The sequence below is a fragment of the Cohnella faecalis genome (assembly GCF_003570905.1).
GTDB classification, from domain to species: Bacteria; Bacillota; Bacilli; order Paenibacillales; family Paenibacillaceae; genus Cohnella; species Cohnella faecalis.
Map to the genome: position 1 here is coordinate 154,259 of NZ_QXJM01000023.1, position 16,831 is coordinate 171,089.

General features: G+C 50.9%; 17 protein-coding genes. 10 read left to right on the plus strand and 7 right to left on the minus strand.

The annotated features are described in order from the left end of the window. The first annotated feature begins 92 nt into the window (after positions 1–92). Positions 93–2,111 carry a sensor histidine kinase gene (locus D3H35_RS04370; protein WP_158593941.1) on the plus strand — a complete coding sequence of 673 codons (2,019 nt, stop codon included), beginning with the start codon at positions 93–95 and terminating at the stop codon, positions 2,109–2,111. Between the two features lie 56 nt (positions 2,112–2,167). On the opposite strand, the gene D3H35_RS04375 is transcribed toward D3H35_RS04370, so the two are convergent. Continuing rightward, on the minus strand, positions 2,168–2,506 hold the full coding sequence (locus D3H35_RS04375; protein ID WP_119147924.1) for a helix-turn-helix domain-containing protein: 339 nt from the start codon (positions 2,504–2,506) through the stop codon (positions 2,168–2,170). A 178-nt stretch (positions 2,507–2,684) separates the two neighbouring features. Between D3H35_RS04375 and D3H35_RS04380 the strand changes: the two genes are divergently transcribed. The 3 genes from D3H35_RS04380 to D3H35_RS04390 all read left to right on the plus strand — a co-directional run bounded on the left by D3H35_RS04380 (position 2,685) and on the right by D3H35_RS04390 (position 4,951). After that, entirely contained in the window at positions 2,685–2,960 is a 276-nt protein-coding gene (locus D3H35_RS04380) for a hypothetical protein (protein WP_119147925.1), read from the plus strand. A gap of 152 nt (positions 2,961–3,112) precedes the next feature. Further along, positions 3,113–3,586, plus strand: coding sequence for a ferritin-like domain-containing protein (locus D3H35_RS04385; RefSeq protein ID WP_119148097.1), 474 nt, complete (start codon positions 3,113–3,115; stop codon positions 3,584–3,586). A gap of 132 nt (positions 3,587–3,718) precedes the next feature. Further along, positions 3,719–4,951: an aminopeptidase gene (locus tag D3H35_RS04390; protein ID WP_119147926.1), complete on the plus strand. Its 1,233-nt coding sequence runs from the start codon at positions 3,719–3,721 to the stop codon at positions 4,949–4,951. Here the strand turns inward: D3H35_RS04390 and D3H35_RS04395 are convergent, their stop codons facing one another. From D3H35_RS04395 to D3H35_RS04405, 3 genes are read right to left on the minus strand one after another with little or no spacing between them, the layout of a single operon-like run. Next, positions 4,952–6,094 (minus strand): DHHW family protein, encoded by a 1,143-nt coding sequence (locus D3H35_RS04395; RefSeq protein ID WP_119147927.1) that lies wholly within the window; start codon positions 6,092–6,094, stop codon positions 4,952–4,954. A 24-nt stretch (positions 6,095–6,118) separates the two neighbouring features. Next, positions 6,119–7,501 carry an MBOAT family O-acyltransferase gene (locus D3H35_RS04400; protein WP_119147928.1) on the minus strand — a complete coding sequence of 461 codons (1,383 nt, stop codon included), beginning with the start codon at positions 7,499–7,501 and terminating at the stop codon, positions 6,119–6,121. Positions 7,502–7,505: 4 nt separating this feature from the next. After that, positions 7,506–8,024: a DUF4358 domain-containing protein gene (locus D3H35_RS04405; protein WP_119147929.1), complete on the minus strand. Its 519-nt coding sequence runs from the start codon at positions 8,022–8,024 to the stop codon at positions 7,506–7,508. A gap of 409 nt (positions 8,025–8,433) precedes the next feature. Between D3H35_RS04405 and D3H35_RS04410 the strand changes: the two genes are divergently transcribed. Further along, positions 8,434–9,318: a hypothetical protein gene (locus tag D3H35_RS04410; RefSeq protein WP_147355738.1), complete on the plus strand. Its 885-nt coding sequence runs from the start codon at positions 8,434–8,436 to the stop codon at positions 9,316–9,318. Positions 9,319–9,480: 162 nt separating this feature from the next. Then, positions 9,481–10,179 carry a helix-turn-helix domain-containing protein gene (locus tag D3H35_RS04415; protein WP_233567756.1) on the plus strand — a complete coding sequence of 233 codons (699 nt, stop codon included), beginning with the start codon at positions 9,481–9,483 and terminating at the stop codon, positions 10,177–10,179. 92 nt (positions 10,180–10,271) lie between these two features. Here D3H35_RS04415 and D3H35_RS04420 read toward each other — a convergent pair whose 3' ends face one another. Then, complete coding sequence (locus D3H35_RS04420) at positions 10,272–10,700, minus strand: VOC family protein (RefSeq protein ID WP_119147931.1); 429 nt, start codon at positions 10,698–10,700, stop codon at positions 10,272–10,274. Positions 10,701–10,925: 225 nt separating this feature from the next. On the opposite strand from D3H35_RS04420, the gene D3H35_RS04425 reads away from it, so the two are divergent. From D3H35_RS04425 to D3H35_RS04435, 3 genes are all read left to right on the plus strand, one after another. After that, positions 10,926–11,642: a stalk domain-containing protein gene (locus D3H35_RS04425; RefSeq protein WP_158593942.1), complete on the plus strand. Its 717-nt coding sequence runs from the start codon at positions 10,926–10,928 to the stop codon at positions 11,640–11,642. Between the two features lie 192 nt (positions 11,643–11,834). Next, positions 11,835–12,776 (plus strand): PAS domain-containing protein, encoded by a 942-nt coding sequence (locus D3H35_RS04430; protein ID WP_119147933.1) that lies wholly within the window; start codon positions 11,835–11,837, stop codon positions 12,774–12,776. A gap of 17 nt (positions 12,777–12,793) precedes the next feature. Beyond that, complete coding sequence (locus D3H35_RS04435; RefSeq protein ID WP_119147934.1) at positions 12,794–13,384, plus strand: GGDEF domain-containing protein; 591 nt, start codon at positions 12,794–12,796, stop codon at positions 13,382–13,384. Positions 13,385–14,250: 866 nt separating this feature from the next. Here the strand turns inward: D3H35_RS04435 and ssuD are convergent. Together ssuD and D3H35_RS04445 are read right to left on the minus strand one after the other, a co-directional pair. After that, entirely contained in the window at positions 14,251–15,369 is a 1,119-nt protein-coding gene (gene ssuD / locus D3H35_RS04440; RefSeq protein ID WP_119147935.1) for an FMNH2-dependent alkanesulfonate monooxygenase, read from the minus strand. Between the two features lie 137 nt (positions 15,370–15,506). After that, on the minus strand, positions 15,507–16,115 hold the full coding sequence (locus D3H35_RS04445) for a TetR/AcrR family transcriptional regulator (protein ID WP_119147936.1): 609 nt from the start codon (positions 16,113–16,115) through the stop codon (positions 15,507–15,509). Between the two features lie 233 nt (positions 16,116–16,348). Between D3H35_RS04445 and D3H35_RS04450 the strand changes: the two genes are divergently transcribed. After that, on the plus strand, positions 16,349–16,807 hold the full coding sequence (locus tag D3H35_RS04450) for a DUF2269 family protein (RefSeq protein ID WP_119147937.1): 459 nt from the start codon (positions 16,349–16,351) through the stop codon (positions 16,805–16,807). Positions 16,808–16,831: the final 24 nt, after the last annotated feature.

Here is a 16,831-nt window from a genome sequence, read left to right on the forward strand (position 1 = left end):
ATTATAACGAAAGCGTTGACGAGGAAGCAATGCACCGTTACAATGGCGTACGAATGGGGGCGGTTCTGTTGCATAGGTGGTTATTGCTCGTAATGGCATTTGGAATATTATTGACCGGCTGCTCCTTCAAGGAAGAACCCCGGTCTTATCCGAAGGCGCAGAACGGCAGATTGGATTTGACCGACTGGTCGTGGGAAAAAGGCGGCATCATGCCGCTTGACGGAGAATGGAGTTTCGAATGGCACGAAAGCCGCAGCGCCGACGCACGGGAGATGAAAATCGAGGTTCCGGGAATGTGGGGAGCGATGCGCGACGACCGGCACCCGGGCTTGAAGGATCAAGGCTTCGGCATTTACCGGCTGACTCTTGTTCACCTTCCTACATATGAGATTATGGCGATTCGGCTGCCTAACATTTCTACCGCTTATTCATTGATTATTAACGGGTATCGTGTTATGACCAAGGGGATCCCGGGTATGGAAGCGGAGGAAACAATCCCGAGCCAAAAGCCGGAAATCGTCTTCTATATGACGAAAGGCAGACAGACGGATATCGAAATCCGCGTTGCCAATTTCGATCATCGCAACGGCGGAATCCGCACTCCGATCATTCTCGGAAAAGCGAAGCAAATCGAAAAGCTGCAAGCAAGTCACTCCCGGATGGAATTCATCGTGTTCGGCTCTCTGTGCATGATCGGCATCTATCATTTGGGACTATACCTGCTGCGCAGAAAGGAAGGAACGAATCTCTTTCTGGCGCTTCTCTGCTTATTCGTCGCGCTTCGGGCCGGTCTGATCGGAGAAGGCGTAATCGTTCAATGGTTTCCTTTCATCGATTGGCAAATCGCTACCAAGCTTGAATATATCGCGTTCGCGGCCGCGGGCTGGTCCGGCTTCGCCTTTCTCGGGCATATGTTCCCGAGAGAGTTCGGGAAGCGTTGGCTGCAAGCCTCGAACGCGCTGGTTCTCTCATTAAGCGTATTTACAGCCGTACTGCCTACGTTATGGTTTACGTCGTGCCTGGTCGTATTCCAGCTGTATGCGCTTGTATTCGGCTTGCGCGCGCTCATCGGCCTCATTGCCAGCACATTTCGCAATCGAGAGGGAGCCAAGCTGGCATTGATCGGAATGGCGGGCTTCCTGCTCACCATCGTGAATGACATTTTGTTCTACAACGGCTGGTGGCGGTCGCTCGATCTCGTTCCTTTCGGCCTCTTGTTTCTGATCGTAATGAACGCTTTCATCATATCCATACGTTCTTCCCGTACGTTCGAAAGAGCCGAGCATCTGTCCGCGGAGCTGAAGGAATGGAACGACAGGCTGGAAGGAAGAATCGCGGAAAGAACCGAGGAGCTTCGCCATTCCTATATGACATTGGAGGAAGCGAAAATCGGCCTGGAAAGAATGGAGCAGTCGAGACGTCATTTGGTCAGCAATATTTCGCACGATTTGCGAACTCCGATCACTCTGCTGCAGGGCTACTTGGAGGCGTTGAGGGACGGGGTTATCGATGAGCCGGAACGCCGCGACGCAACGATTCGGCTCATGCTCGGCAAGGTGGAAGGGCTGGGGCGGTTGATCCAGGATTTGTTCGAGCTTTCCGTGCTGGAGGCTAGAAGGGTAGAGCTATCCCTCGAGACAATTACGCTAGGCGAATGGACGGAGCGGCTCGCCGAGCAATACGGACTGGAAATGCCGGAGAGCGAAGTCGACTTCCGATGCGAAACGGCCAGCCTCGATGCGGCATCAGCAACCGTATCGGTCGACGTTCACCGGATGGACAGGGTGTTCGCCAACCTCATCTACAACGCGGTTCGCTACACGCCCAAAGGAGGGACCATCGCCGTCAAGTTCGATATGGAGGAGGATGGGAGTCATGCCCTTATTTCATTATCGGACAACGGCTCGGGCATACATCCCGACGATTTGCCCCACATTTTCGACCGGTTCTACAAAAAGGATAAGTCCCGGCACTCCTCCTCGGGAGGCAGCGGGTTGGGTCTCTCCATAACGAAGGAAATAGTCGAGCTTCACGGCGGTGTGATAACTGTCGTAAACTTGCCGGAAGGAGGAAGCGAGTTTCGCATCAGGCTTCCTATCGCGGCAGTCTGAAGACGCGCGTACGACGAATGACCCCGGAATGAATTCCGGGGTTTCTTTGCGTCCGGTCAAGCTCCGTTTTCGGCCCGATTGTTATGAATCAAATCGTTCATAAGTCGAATCGATGCTTGACGCTGCTCGGGGTCCATCGTCTGCAGCATCCGGAGAATGTGCAGGACATCCTTCGTCTCTGTCGTCTCCGACGCGGCGGGTACCCCTCCGACGATATAATCCAAGCTTACATCAAAAAACGTGGCCAGCTTGATCAACGTTTCGTAAATCGGCTGTCGGTTGTTGATCTCGTAATGACTGTAAGCCGAACGGGTGATCCCGATGTTGCGGGCCACTTCCTCCTGCGAAATATTGCGGCGAAGCCGCAATTCCCTCAGGCGCTCTCCCATTTTCATAAGCAAAACTCCTTGAAACATATTTCGTTCTATAAGTAATCTATGATACAAATTGTATCGATGTCAAGTGTTTTGCAACCGTTTTCTCAGACTATTTCGATAATAGATACAAATTGCGGTGCAAAAGCGGCAATTATGATAAAATGATCATAAACTACGAAGAAACGGAAGGGTCAACGTGAACATTCGCATCCTGGCAGCAACGATGAAACACGACGAATCTAACGGCTATTTGGGTCATGTTCGCTTCGAGGCGGAAGGTCATAAGCAGCCTTACGAATTAACGCTTCAGAGCGATAAGCGCATCGACGATTGGAATTACGCCCTCAACTTTCTGGACGAATCCGGAAGCGAGCAGCAGATCGAAGCCGTCGAGAAAGCGCTGGAGGAAGACGACGACATATTCGATTCCTTGGTCGACGCGGCGCTTGCAAGCTTGGATGACGCGAAATAGCGAATAGTGATTATCGGGAACCTTCGCGAGGCCATTAGGCTCGCGGAGGTTTTTTTGTCGATCGGCGAAGAGGTTAGGGACGTTCACCCACTTGCCTTCAACGGCATACTTTGCCTTATCAACGTTGAACAGGAGGGGAGTCTGTGCTGCCGATGTATTACGTATGGTACGCGCCGTTATACCGGAATTCGATTGTTTCTGCCGATTCCGCCTGTCTCCAGACTGCCATTCAGCTCATAGCGGAAGCGGTGGGCGGGGAACGGGAGGATGAATTGTTTTATCAATATTTGATATCGATTGCTCCCGCAAAGGACGAGAAGGAAATCATCGCTTCGATCCAAGCCGACGAAAAAAAGCATAATCGGATGTTTCGTTCGATTTACCGCGAGCTGACGGGGCAAGAAGCGGTCCCGAAAAACGAGGAGCCTTTTGTGCAACCGGCAAATTATGCGGACGGCATCCGAAAAGCTTTGTTCGGGGAGCTGCGCGCTGTCGAGAAATATCGGAAAATCCGAGAGTGTTTGCCTCGCGAAGGACCTTACAGGGATATGCTGTTCGAGATCATCACAGACGAGTTGAAGCATGCGGACAAATACAATTTTTTGTTTACTTTAAACCATGTGTAGAGGGAATCGGCACTTTAGTTCCTAAAGGAATCGATCAAGGTCTCGAAGCGTTGAGCGCGCTTCGGCCTTTTTTGATATTGGGCGATTATACGTTTAAGATAAGAGGAAACCGATTAGCTGGAGGAAACCGATATGGAACAATTCGCAGAACGATTGAAGCAATATGCGGCTCTTGCCGTCGAAGTGGGAGTGAACGTTCAGCCGGGTCAGACGTTATGCATCGTTTCTCCGGTAGCAGCAGCCGAATTTACCCGTCACGCGGCAAGACGCGCTTATGAGCTCGGAGTCAAGTATGTGCATGTGGAGTGGAGCGACGAGCAAATTACGCGAGCCCGCTTCGAGCTTGCGCCGGAGGAAGCGTTCGCGGAATTCCCGTCATGGCTGGCGCAAGGACGGGTCGAGATGGCGGAAGGGGGGGCCGCATTCCTGTTCGTTATTGCGGACAATCCGGATTTGTTGACCGGGATCGATTCCAAGCGCATTGCCGCCTCGACGAAAGCGGCGCAGGAAGCGCTGCAGCCGTTCCGTCAATTCACGCAGTTCAACAAGGTCGCTTGGTCGATTGTGGCCGTTCCTTCGCAGGCATGGGCGGACAAGGTGTTCCCTGGCACCGTGGAGTCGGAGCGGGTCGATGCGCTGTGGAACGCCATTTTCTCGGCGACACGCGTATACGAGGCCGATCCGGTCGCGAACTGGCGCGGACACGCGGAGACGCTGCAGAGCAAAGCGTCGCGTCTCAACGAGCGCAAGTACCGCTCGCTTCGTTATCGGGCTCCGGGCACGGATTTGACGATCGGCCTGCCGGAAGGCCATCTGTGGGTTAGCGCCGGTTCCCGCAACGCGAACGGCACGGCATTCATTCCGAACATGCCGACCGAAGAGGTGTTCACGTCTCCTTCGCGGGAAAGCGTGAACGGAACCGTGTCGAGCAGCAAGCCGTTAAGCTACAGCGGCAATCTCATTGACAACTTCTCGCTTACGTTCGAAAACGGCAAAATCGTCGATTTCAGCGCGGAGCAAGGCTACGATGCGCTCAAGCGGCTGGTCGAGACCGACGAGGGCTCCCGCTATTTGGGCGAAGTCGCGCTCGTTCCTCATCGCTCTCCGATTTCGGATATGAATCTCGTCTTTTACAATACGCTGTTCGACGAGAACGCAGCCTGCCACTTGGCGATCGGCTTCTCGTTCCCGTTCTGCCTTGAGGGCGGCACCGCTTTGAGCAAGGAAGAGCTGAGCGAACGCGGCTTGAATCAAAGCTTGACTCATGTCGACTTCATGATCGGACGAGCGGATCTGGATATTGACGGAGTGCTGGCGGACGGCAGCGAGGAGCCTGTGTTCCGTTCCGGCAACTGGGCATTCTGATCAGTCGTTCAGCTTGAGCAGGCTCGCATTGTCGACGAAGGTTGCCGTATTGAACAACAGCAGCACGTTCCGGATTCCATGCTCCTTCATATAGCCGTCGATACTGCCGTTATAATAACGAATGTCGATGACGTGGATGTCCGGCACGTGCAGCGTCAGAAAAGGAATAACGCTATGCGCGTACGAGTCCTTAATAACGAGCAGCTTGTCCAGGCTGGAGGCTTCGGGCGCCAGCTCCGTTTTGATTTCCATTAACGCATGGACGCCTCCGAGAAAATAGGAATACTTGTCTTTTTTGTCCAAATACTCGGGGGCGTACAAGCTGTCGAACGTTTCATCGGTATCCGCAACATAAGCGGTCGTCTTCACAGGCTGCTTGGGCAAGTAAGCTTGAATAGAATCGGGCGATAGTCCGCTGAACTGGCTCTTCGTATGATAGCTGCCCAGGAATGAGCTGGTGACCGTTCGAATGTCGAACTCGGACTCGGGTTTCGGCTTCCAGCCCATTTCCTTGGCGTAAGCGCGGTAAGCCAAGTAGGCGCCGTAGGTCGTCCAGTGATGATCCGTTCGATAATAAAGCGGTTTGTCCGAATCTGGGGAAAGGAAATCGTCCCCGTTCAGAAACGTTGGGCCGCCTTCCGTTTTATTCGCTATATACGCATTCACTTTGCTCTGGGGGTAGGCGGAAGCCAGCCAGGGAAGCCGTTCGGCATAGACTCCTATGGATGTGGGAGCGAGCACAAAGGTTGCATTGGCTTGTGGATTGCGTTCGGCGAATCGTTTGATCGCCTCCGCGTATTTGGCGGCCTTCTCGTAATCGGGCTCCGCGAATTTTTCGAACAAATAACCGTCTTTGCCTTTGTAGATGCCGTTGTTCTCCTGCTGCAGACGGATTTGCTCCAAGCCCGACTTCATCCAGACCCAGCGATCCCGGAACGGAAAGTGATCGGTTACGTAATTTTCAGCCTCCTCGGCGAATTTCTTGGACCACAGATTGCTCCACGTCAGCTTCGGAGACGATTGCAGAGTACGGTTTTCCGTCTCGGAGAACGCTTGATTCGGCAATGCGACGAAAGCGAAGGACATGGAGAACAGAGCGGCAATGAAGCCGTAAGCAAGAGCACGATCCGTCTTTTTGTTCATTGGTTGGTTCAATCTCCTCACAAGCTAGAAGCGAAAATATAAGAACGGGTTGAAGGTCGCATCGACCAAGTAGGCGAGGGACATGACGAACAAAGCGGCATACCAGCCAAGCTGCAACGGAGCGAATCGACTTCGGAGGCGATCGTCCAGCGAGATGGACGCAACGGCCAAAATACAAAGAAGAATAGCGTTCGTGTAGAGCAGGTACAACGTGTCGTCGTTCCAGATCGGCTGATCGTTCCGCCCGAACATCGCCGCAAAATAGCTTACGACGTTCGACAGCTGATCGAAGGCGAAAAATACCCAGCCGACGAGGATGAGCAACAGGGAATAGACATGTCTCATCCATCGAGGCAGCCGCTTCAGCCGTTTCAGCACCCACATTTTCTCCACAATTAGAACGATCCCGAAATACAGCCCCCATAAGACGAAATTCCAGCTTGCCCCATGCCAAAATCCGGTCAAAAGCCAGACAATGAGAATATTTCGGAGCTGCAGCCACTTGCCTTTGCGGTTGCCGCCTAGCGGAATGTAGACATAATCGCGAAACCAACTGCTTAGCGATATGTGCCATCTGCGCCAGAAGTCCGTTATGCTCTGAGAAACATAAGGCTTGTTGAAGTTCTCGTTGAAACGAAAGCCGAACATGAGACCGAGGCCGATCGCCATGTCGGAGTAGCCGCTGAAGTCGAAGTAAATTTGAAAAGCGAAGGCGATGATGCCCAGCCATGCGGTGAGAGCGGGCATCGTATCCAAATTCGAGCTCGATACGGTATGCCAGAGCATTCCGATGTTATTGGCAAGCAGCACCTTCTTGGCTAGTCCAATGACGAAGCGCCGAACGCCTGCAGCGAACATCTCCACGTTGACGGTCCGGTGACGCAGCTGCTCCGCCACGACCGAGTACTGCACGATAGGTCCGGCGACAAGCTGCGGGAACAGGGCGACGAACGTTCCGAAGTCGATCCAGTTGCGCTGAGCTTTGGCTTTGCCCTTGTACACGTCGATAATGTATGACATCGATTGAAACGTATAGAACGAGATGCCGATCGGCAGCGGGAGATCGGTCAGCGGTATGCTCGTTCCAAGCGATGAATTAACGTTGTTAATTAAAAAATCAGCATACTTGAAATAAGAGAGCAGTCCGAGGTTCACGACGACGGAAACGGCGACAATCGTCTTGCGCTGCCGGTCGTTCAGCGTCGGTCGGCTTAGAAGCAATCCGAAGCTGTAATCGGTAACGGTCGACAGCAGCATGATGACGATGTAGACAGGCTCTCCCCAAGCGTAGAAGACGAGACTCGTTAGGAAGAGAATCAGGTTCTTGATTCGCCATGGCGCGCCATAGTAGAGAGCGAGTACGGCGGGCAAAAACAGAAATAGGAAGAGCAGGCTGCTGAATACCATGCCGTCAGCTTTGGGCGAACAATTCGTCGAAGGCTGCCGCTAGCTGATCGGCCGATTCCGAAATGACGTAAAGGACATAAACACCTTTGACGATGATTTTGAAGTTTTGGGCGTTCTCGTACTGATCGGGCAAATATGTTTCGAATTGCTTCTGAACGTCGGCAGCGCGTTGCTTAAGAGCGGTTTCGACAGCCGGAATATCTTTAATGTCATTAATTTTGAGAATAGCGATTTCGTTCGATTTGACGTTCATGAGCGGCATTTTTATCGAATAGTCGGCGAGCAGCGAGGCGTCCAAATGAAATTGATCCTTAACCGAAGCGGCATCGATATCCATGAGCTGCGGCTGTTCCACTTGCGCGAGCAGCTTGTCGGTCATCTCCTTAGCGGATAAGCTTGATTCGTACGTCGGCTGTTTGCCGGCTGTGTCTGAATCGGTGTTGTTATTCGTCTTATTGGAGCATGCGGACACGAGCAGACCGATTACGACAATAAGCAGTAGAAGAGAATAGCGTTTTTTCATGATGTTTAATCTCCTTGGTGTGTGTGGTAGGTAGGTAGGCGTTACAGTTACTAGAAACGCGATAGCTGCGGAATAGGTTGCAGCAGGCGCCATGCAAAACTTGGCATTCTTATGATTGCAATTCAATATGGAGAAAAGTAGAATATCCAAAGGCTGGAAACATCGCCTGCTATAGAATCGGCGGAATGTAATTGAATGCAGGGGAGAGCAGGACATGAAATCATTAATGCTATTAATTATGTTATTTTTAAGTGTTGTTGCGGGTTGTGCGCGACATGATGCGGATGCTCCCGGTAAGACAGGAGAATTGTATGCAGCTTCGCCCGAACCGCCGTCATCCATTCCTTCCTTGTCCGCAGCTGCAAGCGAAACGTCATCGGCCCCCGCTTCGAACTCAGCAGACCTAAGCTTGTCTTCGTTTTTGGATTCTATAAAAGAAGATCCGAAGGATGTGCTGCTCTTCAACGAGTCGGCCGACTTGGACGGGGACGGCATAGAGGAGAGGGTCGTCGCTTTCGGACAATCCGATGACATCAAAGATCCGGATATAAACGATTCGTATATTAATCAAATTTATATGATCAGCGAACAAAATGGAAAGTTCGAGCGATTGGGCGGTAACTTGGCCGGAGAGACTTATTATTCTTACTCTATCGATATCGTTCGGCTTCAGGACAGCCCCCAAAAATATGTTTATACGCGGGTTACGAACGGGGCGTCGTTGTCCGGTTTTATTTTGTACGAATTAAAAGAGCTTCAGCCCGAGGTGATAGAAGCGAGCTCATCCGCAACCGGCGTCGGCGGTGACGAGCTAATCGATTCCGATGACGACGGTCGTTATGACTCGTTTATACAAATGCGGGACAGTTACGATGTTCTATACTATCCGGTTACGCGAAGCTTTATTTGGAAGCAGGGGAAATTCGTCTATGAAGGAGCGAGCGTGGCGCTGCCCGATTATCCGACCGCTGTTCGTGAAATCATTACCCAGTATATTGGCTTAAAACTCATCGATGCGGCGAACTCTCCGGAACGCGAAGAGCGGCTTAAGGAGCTTTGCATTAACGAGAGCGCCGTTAAGGCGGAATTCACATGGAATGATTGGTCGCTTCCAGCGACTGTTCTCGGCTTTGAAGACTCGGAAGACTTTAAGATCGACATCGAGGAACAAGCCGACTCCGCTCGCGCGATCGTTACCATTTCGGCAGATTCAGGCAACAAACATGAGTATAAGTTTCAATTGAAGAAGACGGAGAATAAATGGCGGATCGTTTCGATCTCGGATGGCAGATAAATTAGCGCTCCTTTATACTATATTCATTAGAGCCGTAAGGAAGCGGGGGGAAACAATGGATTCGACCGTTGGCACGACCGGCAAGGGGATTCTGAATGCAAAAGCGGGAGAGCAAAAATACTCTTTATCCCGCATCAACCGTCAGAGGAATTAAGCGGCTTCGTGCAACATTATTGGGTTGTCCGTTGGGATTTGCGCGGACAGGAGCCTTATCGGCAAACCGTTCTTACGCACCCTAACGTAAATCTCGTCTTTGAAAAAGATTCGACGCGAATATACGGCATATCGAGAGCGACAACGACACGTCTTGTCGAAGGTTTCGGAGGCGTCGTGGGTATCAAATTCAAGCCGGCAGGCTTTTATCCTTTTTGGAAAACTTCGATGTCGGAGCTTACGGATCGTTCGATCAGTCTGAAAGAAGCGTTCGGCGTAGAGAGCGGGCAATTGGAGGATGAAATATTATCCCATGACGAAATAGAGCCTGCGATCGAAAGAGCGGAATCGTTTCTAATCGAACGTTTGCCCGAGCCGGATTCTAACGCTGAACTTATCAATGAGATTGTTCGCACGATACGGGACGATCGGAAAATCGTTAAAGTGGAGGATGCCGCGAGTCGTGCCGGTATGCATATCCGAACGATGCAGCGTCTATTCGACAGGTATGTAGGCGTTAGTCCAAAGTGGGTCATTAAGCGCTATCGGCTTCACGAAGCCGCGGAAGCGCTGGAGAAGGGCGAGGCTCAGGATTGGGTTCAGCTGTCCTTGGAGCTTGGCTATTACGATCAGTCCCACTTTATTAGAGATTTCAAAGCGGTCGTTGCCCGTTCGCCGGAGGAGTATATACGCGGACTCCATGCGTGATTAACGATTGCTTCCGATACAACAAAGACGCGATGCTCCTCTTCGAGCACCGCGTCTTTTCGCATTCTTAACACCGGATCGGGTCCGGCTATCTACATGCCCGACTCGCCGTCGTCATGGCTGAACTGCCAATGGATTCCGAATTTATCGATTGCGCTGCCGTAGCATTTGCTCCAGAACGTTTCTTGGAGCTCCATCGTCACTTTGCCGCCTTCTTTCAGTTGGTGAAAGTAAGTCTTCAAGTTGTCCGGGTTTTTGTCGACGACAGCTAGACTAATGTTATTGCCTTCGATGAAAGGCATGCCTGGAAATACGTCGGAGAACATAACCGTACTGCCGCTTATTTCCAAGCGAGTATGCATAACCAAATCTTTAGCTTCCTCGGGGAGCGTGAAGTTCGGATCGGGCGGCGTTTGACCGAATGTCATGATTTGCGGGCTTTCCGTACCGAACACTTTCGCGTAGTACTCGACAACTTCTCGACAATTCCCATTGAAATTAAGATACACATTAACGGCCAATTCAGTCACTCCTTTGGATTAGGTGGCGCACGAATACAGTTTATCATTTCTTTCTGAATGTTAATATATACCGCCGGAACTAGTTGTCATATCGAACAATGACAGCGCCAATTTAAATGATGACAACTTCCATAACCGCAGTAACTATTCTCATAAGCGATGATTGATTACTATTGGGGGAGGTTTCGCTAAGAAACGTTATTACGAATGTGGAGGTTGTCGGAAGTGAAACGATTGAAAACGAAACAAGGATTCGTAACGGCTATGCTCGTTGCGGCTTTATCGGTGAGCGTGCCTATGAATGTGTTCGGCGCGGGAGCATTGACGGAAATCAAAGTATTTCTTAACACGGGCATTAAGGTCATCGTGGAGGGCAAATCTTTCAACCCCGCTTTGGAAGACGGAACGAAGCTCGTACCGATCACTTACAAGGGTTCCACTTATTTGCCTCTAAGAGCGGTAGCCGAAGCAACCGGACTCAAGGTATCCTGGGATCCTAATACGTCGACGGCTTATCTGGGCAAAGTCGAGGGCGACATTGCGAAGGAAGAAACAAGTTATATTCGGGCATCTTCCGAATTTGTCTATAACGGGGAGGCCACTTACCGATTGTCCAGCAGAACGCCTGAGCAGCTAACGACGGACGATGGCACGGTTTTCGGATTTGGATACGTTACGGGAGGCAGCCGATCCGTCACTATCGAAGTCGAAACGAAGTTCGCATACAGCAAATTCAAGGCAAAAATATGGTCGGCGGACTCGTTGACCAAAGACGATCTGAAAATTGAGATTCGCGATGAAAACAATATTTCCGTTAAAGAGCTGAAGGTGAAAAACGGCGGGATTACGGAGCTGGAGTTGGACATCAAAGATACGAACGCTTTAAGAATCTACGTTCAAGGCGACAAGAGTATTATTGGCGAGCCTATGCTGCGCAAATAGATGCTTAATCCTATAAATCAAAAACGGAAGTTGCAGCGCAGTTCAACAGGCGCTTCGACTTCTTTTTTGTGCGCTATTGAATACTGTAATAACTTGACGAAAATAATCTTATTTTGACACAAAACTAATTAAATACGCTAATATTAGTGAAGAGATCGCCATACGAACGATGGAAAGAGAAGTGGTTGTCGCTTGAGTCTATCTCAGGTTATCATTCCGTTATTTACGCACTTATTGCCTGTTCTCTTTTTTGTTTATATGGGCGTCGATGTGTTGCTGCGAAACCCGGGCAAAGTCGAGCATCGCTTGGTAAGCGCCATTATTTTGTGCTGTATGTTGTTGTTTATGGAAGAGTATGTTAGAAATCTGCTTCCGATCGAGTACAGTCCAACGCTGGCCGCCGCCTGGTTCAGCACCGTCGGCATTATGATCCCCGGATTGGGCTTTCATTTATTTATCAAGCTTGCGCGTCTGAAAGAGAAGATGCCTAGAATAGTCTATCCGTATTTTTTTTATTTGCCGGCGATTATTATTTTGATTAATCTCCTTGTAGACGACAGCATCATCTCAGCGAACGAATTCTATCAAGAGGGTCTGTGGAAGGTTCCGGTCTATAATCAGTCCTATTACATAGCCATGATTTCGAGCAATGTCATTAATTTCTTGTACATGATTCCGCTTGCGAAGGGGAGAGCGAAGGCCGGAACTCGCGAGCTTAAAGCAATATATAACCAGTTGATTCTAGGTGTGACGCTCTCCACGTTATGCAACATGGTGTTCGGTTTGATTGATTATGGAAGCAGCTTGCCTCCATACCCTTATCTCTATGGGTGCGTGGTCTGGTGCTTCATTCTTCGGCACACGATGAAGACGTACGATTTTCTGAACTTCATGGACAAGCGGTACGAGAAATTGTTTAATCTTAATCCGGCTGCGATTATGCTCGTCGACCTTCAAGGCAACATTAAGGAAGCCAATCCGAGCGCCAAGCAGTTTTTCGATAGCATCGGTCTCGAACAAGCGAATTTTTATGCGACCTTGCACGACGATTTCAAAAATCGAATTCAGGCGAGGGAAGCGATTGCGAATTGCGAGATGACGATCTGGAATGAAAAAAAAGGCGGGACGTTCTGATCAACGGCGATTACGTCATGGTCGAATATCAGCCTCATCTCATTCTCATCGTGCGCGATGTAACGGCTCAGAAGGAAAATCAAAGAGAAATTACTTTTTTGGCCTATCATGATCCTTTGACGCGATTGCCGAACCGAAGGTATTTCTATGAGAAGCTGGAAGCGGCCCTCAAGGATGCCGACAATCAAAGCCATAAGCTTGCGGTCGTCCTGTTCGACCTCGATCATTTCAAAGAAATCAATGACAGGTACGGGCATCAGATCGGCGACAAAGTGCTGCTGCACGTTGCCAATATTGTTCGCGAGATCGTCTCGTCCCAGGGGATGGCGGCAAGGCTGGGCGGGGACGAGTTCGTATTTTTCCTTCATCCCGTTGCATCCGAGAATCTTGTTCTGGAGCTGATCCATCGGCTGCGACAAGTCATCGAACGGAACAAGCTGCTGGTGGACAATGAAGCGATTCCGATTACCTTAAGCATTGGAGCAAGCTTTTATCCGGTGAACGGGGTAGACGGGGATGGGCTGTTGAATAGCGCGGATAAGGCTTTGTACGAGGTCAAGCGCAAAGGAAGGAACGCTTATCGGATGCTGTCCGAAGGCAAGGTGTAAGCTATTATCGGCTTGTTGTATTACGAAACGTACTTACTTTACAAAGGCGTCGCTTCCGCGAGATGGGTGCGAAGCCTTTTCTTCAAATATGAAAGTGTAAAATTCTCGATACTTTTCGGAATGAGAGGCGTTTTTGCGAGCAAATGAAAGCTGGGGTCCGAATTTGCCGAGCTAAATGGTTCCGTCGTACCGCCGTAATGCTTCAATTCGTTTCGATGGGGAGCAGTTTGTATTTCGCCACCTCAAAAAAACGAATGAAAGGGATGGAGAAGATCAATAACCTCGAAGCCCCAATAGACCGTCAGGATGAGCTTTCCTGACGGTCTTTCTTATCATATAAGAAAGTATAAAATCACCACCCTATTTCAGCGTCTACACAACAAATTCGCCGAAAGAGTGGGATGGCGTCCTATTGTTGAGCCTCTACACAACAAATTCGCCGAAAGAGTGGGATGGCGTCCCATTGTTGAGCGTCTACACAACAAATTCGCCGAAAGAGTGGGATGGCGTCCCATTGTTGAGCGTCTACACAACAAATTCGCCGAAAGAGTGGGATGGCGTCCCATTGTTGAGCGTCTACACAACAAATTCGCCGAAAGAGTGGGATGGCGTCCCATTGTTGAGCGTCTACACAACAAATTCGCCGAAAGAGTGGGATGGCGTCCCATTGTTGAGCGTCTACACAACAAATTCGCCGAAAGAGTGGGATGGCGTCCCATTGTTGAGCGTCTACACAACAAATTCGCCGAAAGTGTGGGATGGCGTCCTATTGTTACACGACCATAAGGGCTGCCTGTCTACGACAAAAACGCGATTCTTCGTCCAAAGGACGCTGAAGGCGTTTTTGCTTGAAGACTTTCTCTCGATTAACGGCTATCGGGTTTGTAATGATAGGCGACAATTTCACCCTTCGGAATCGAGGATTCCTGCTGCGATTGCAGCTGCAGCTTGGGAAACAGAAGCTCCGCGACCCGATAGGCTTCCTCCAGGTGAGGGTAGCCGGATAGAATGAAGGACTCGATTCCGAGATCGGCATACTCCCGAATTCGAGCGGCGACATTGTCTGCGCTGCCTACCAATGCTGTACCGGCGCCTCCGCGAACGAGCCCGATTCCGGTCCACAGATTGGGACCGATGACTAGATTGGACCGGCTTCCGTTGTGGAGCTGAGTCATTCGCTTCTGTCCGTGCGAATCCATTCTCGCATAAATCTGCTGGGCGCGGGCAATGGTTTCGTCGTCCAAATGGCGAATTAAATCGTCCGCTGCGGCCCAGGCTTCGTCCTCGGTTTCTCTGACAATGACGTGGAGACGAATGCCGAAGCGGATCGTGCGACCTTCCTCTTCGGCACGCGCTCTAACGTGAGCGATTTTCTCCGCGACCTGCTCCAGAGGCTCGCCCCATGTCAGGTAGTGATCGGCGTGCTTCAAAGCCGTGTCGATTGCGGCGGGAGACGAACCTCCAAAAAAGACAGGAGGGTGCGGACGCTGCAGAGCGGGGTAGAAGTTGACCGCATCCTTGATCCGAATGTGGTTACCGTCGAAATTGACCGATTGCTGCTGCAGCAGCTCGCGCCAAACCGTCATGAACTCATCCGTCAGCGCGTAGCGTTCGTCGTGCTCCAGATGAATGCCGTCGGCTTCCAGCTCGGCGGGATCGCCCCCAGCTACGACGTTAATGAGCAATCTTCCGTTGGAATGGCGGTCGAAAGTCGAGGCCATACGCGCGGCAAGCGTAGGGGACATGAGACCGGGACGGACGGCGATCAAATACTTGAGCTTGCGCGTCACCGGCACGAGCATCGATGCCAATACCCACGAATCTTCGCACGAGCGGCCGGTAGGCAGCAGAACGCCATGGAAGCCCAGGTCGTCCGCCGCCATCGCGACCTGCTGGTAATAGGAGAGGGAGGCGTTGCGCGAACCGAGGCCGCTTCCGATATAGCGGCCATCGCCGTAAGAAGGAACAAACCAGAACAATTCCATAGGAGACACCCTTTGCAATGTGGAGTTTCGATAGTGCGGAAAGATATTGTGAATAAATGTTCACTTTGTGGGAATATCATATGGGATTTATCGGATTTAAGTCAACACATTTTTCAATTCTCCTTCGGCAATGCCGCCTAGCTTGGATCGTGTTCCCGTAGAAGAAGCAGTCCCAACGCCTTGTCGGGAGTTCCCGCATTGATCTCTTGCACGCCCGGAAGATTGTGGAGCGTCAAGCCTTCCATCAGGGAAACGTAGAGCAGTGCAAGCTCAAGCGCATCTCCGGCTACGAATGTGCCTTCCGATTGGCCGTCCTTAATAATATCCGCCAACGGCTTCAGATTATCGAGGAAACGGCGGCTGACCTCCAGCTTAAAATGTTCCGGCACCGCTTCCGAAGTGCGGGCGTATTGAAGAAGGATCGTTATTGCCCATTCCTTTTTGCCTAACCATTGCTGCGTATACCATCGCATCCGTTCCAGAGCGGATCCCGACCGCGCTCTTACCTCTGCGACGAACTCCCGATAGCGAAGCTGCCCTTCTTCTACGAGTTCCATGAACAGCTGTTCCTTCGATTCGAAATACTTATAGACATAGCCGACGCTGACTCCGGCCGAGGAAGCGATATCGGCAACTTTGGCAGCAGAGAGCCCGCGGCGGGCAATGACTTCCAATGCAGCCTCCCTAAGCTGCTCCCGTCGTTCTTCTCTAAGCAGCCGGTCACGATCGGCGTTTCTTGGCGACATGACGGTGAACCCTCCGCTTCCATTGAAAATTGCTTTCTTCTTTTGCACTATCGCATGAAAGGTTCTCTTCACGCAACCGTTCGTACCGAAAGTATCGAGACGTCGAATGCGGTCGCTACTACCTTTTTACTACCTGAGGATAATACCGCCCTCCGTAACTCGAATGATAAAGTAAAGAGGTTCTTGGATGACGCGTCTGCGGAACGAATGATAAAGCTTGGGAGTGGACGAAGATGGAATGGCTTGTTGCAGTTCACGTAATATCGGCGATCGTTGGCATTGGGCCGACGTATTTCGGTCATGTGTTGTTTAGAAAGAGGCAGCGGATGGAGCAGCTTCGGCAATCGCTTGCGTTGTTTGATCTGCTCAACTATTTTCCCAAAATAGGCGGTTCGATTGCCGTCGTGTCGGGTGTGGCGCTCGTTGGTTTCTCCGGCTGGGAATTCGCGGATTTATGGATTTGGATTTCCCTCGTGCTCTATGTACTCATTCAGATTGTTGCGGTAGGGATTCTCGGTCCGGTTGTCGGACAATTAATACATGCACTGAACGGCGGGGATGAACAAGAAGCCGGATCGGCTGCTGTGACGAACAAGGCAGCGTTTCTTCTGGCGAAAGCCAACCGACTCTTCAATATCGTGTCGTTCTTAGGGCTCGTATTAATTGTTCTAATGATTGTAAAACCGATGTAATGAACGGCAAAACGTTCGCCAAGA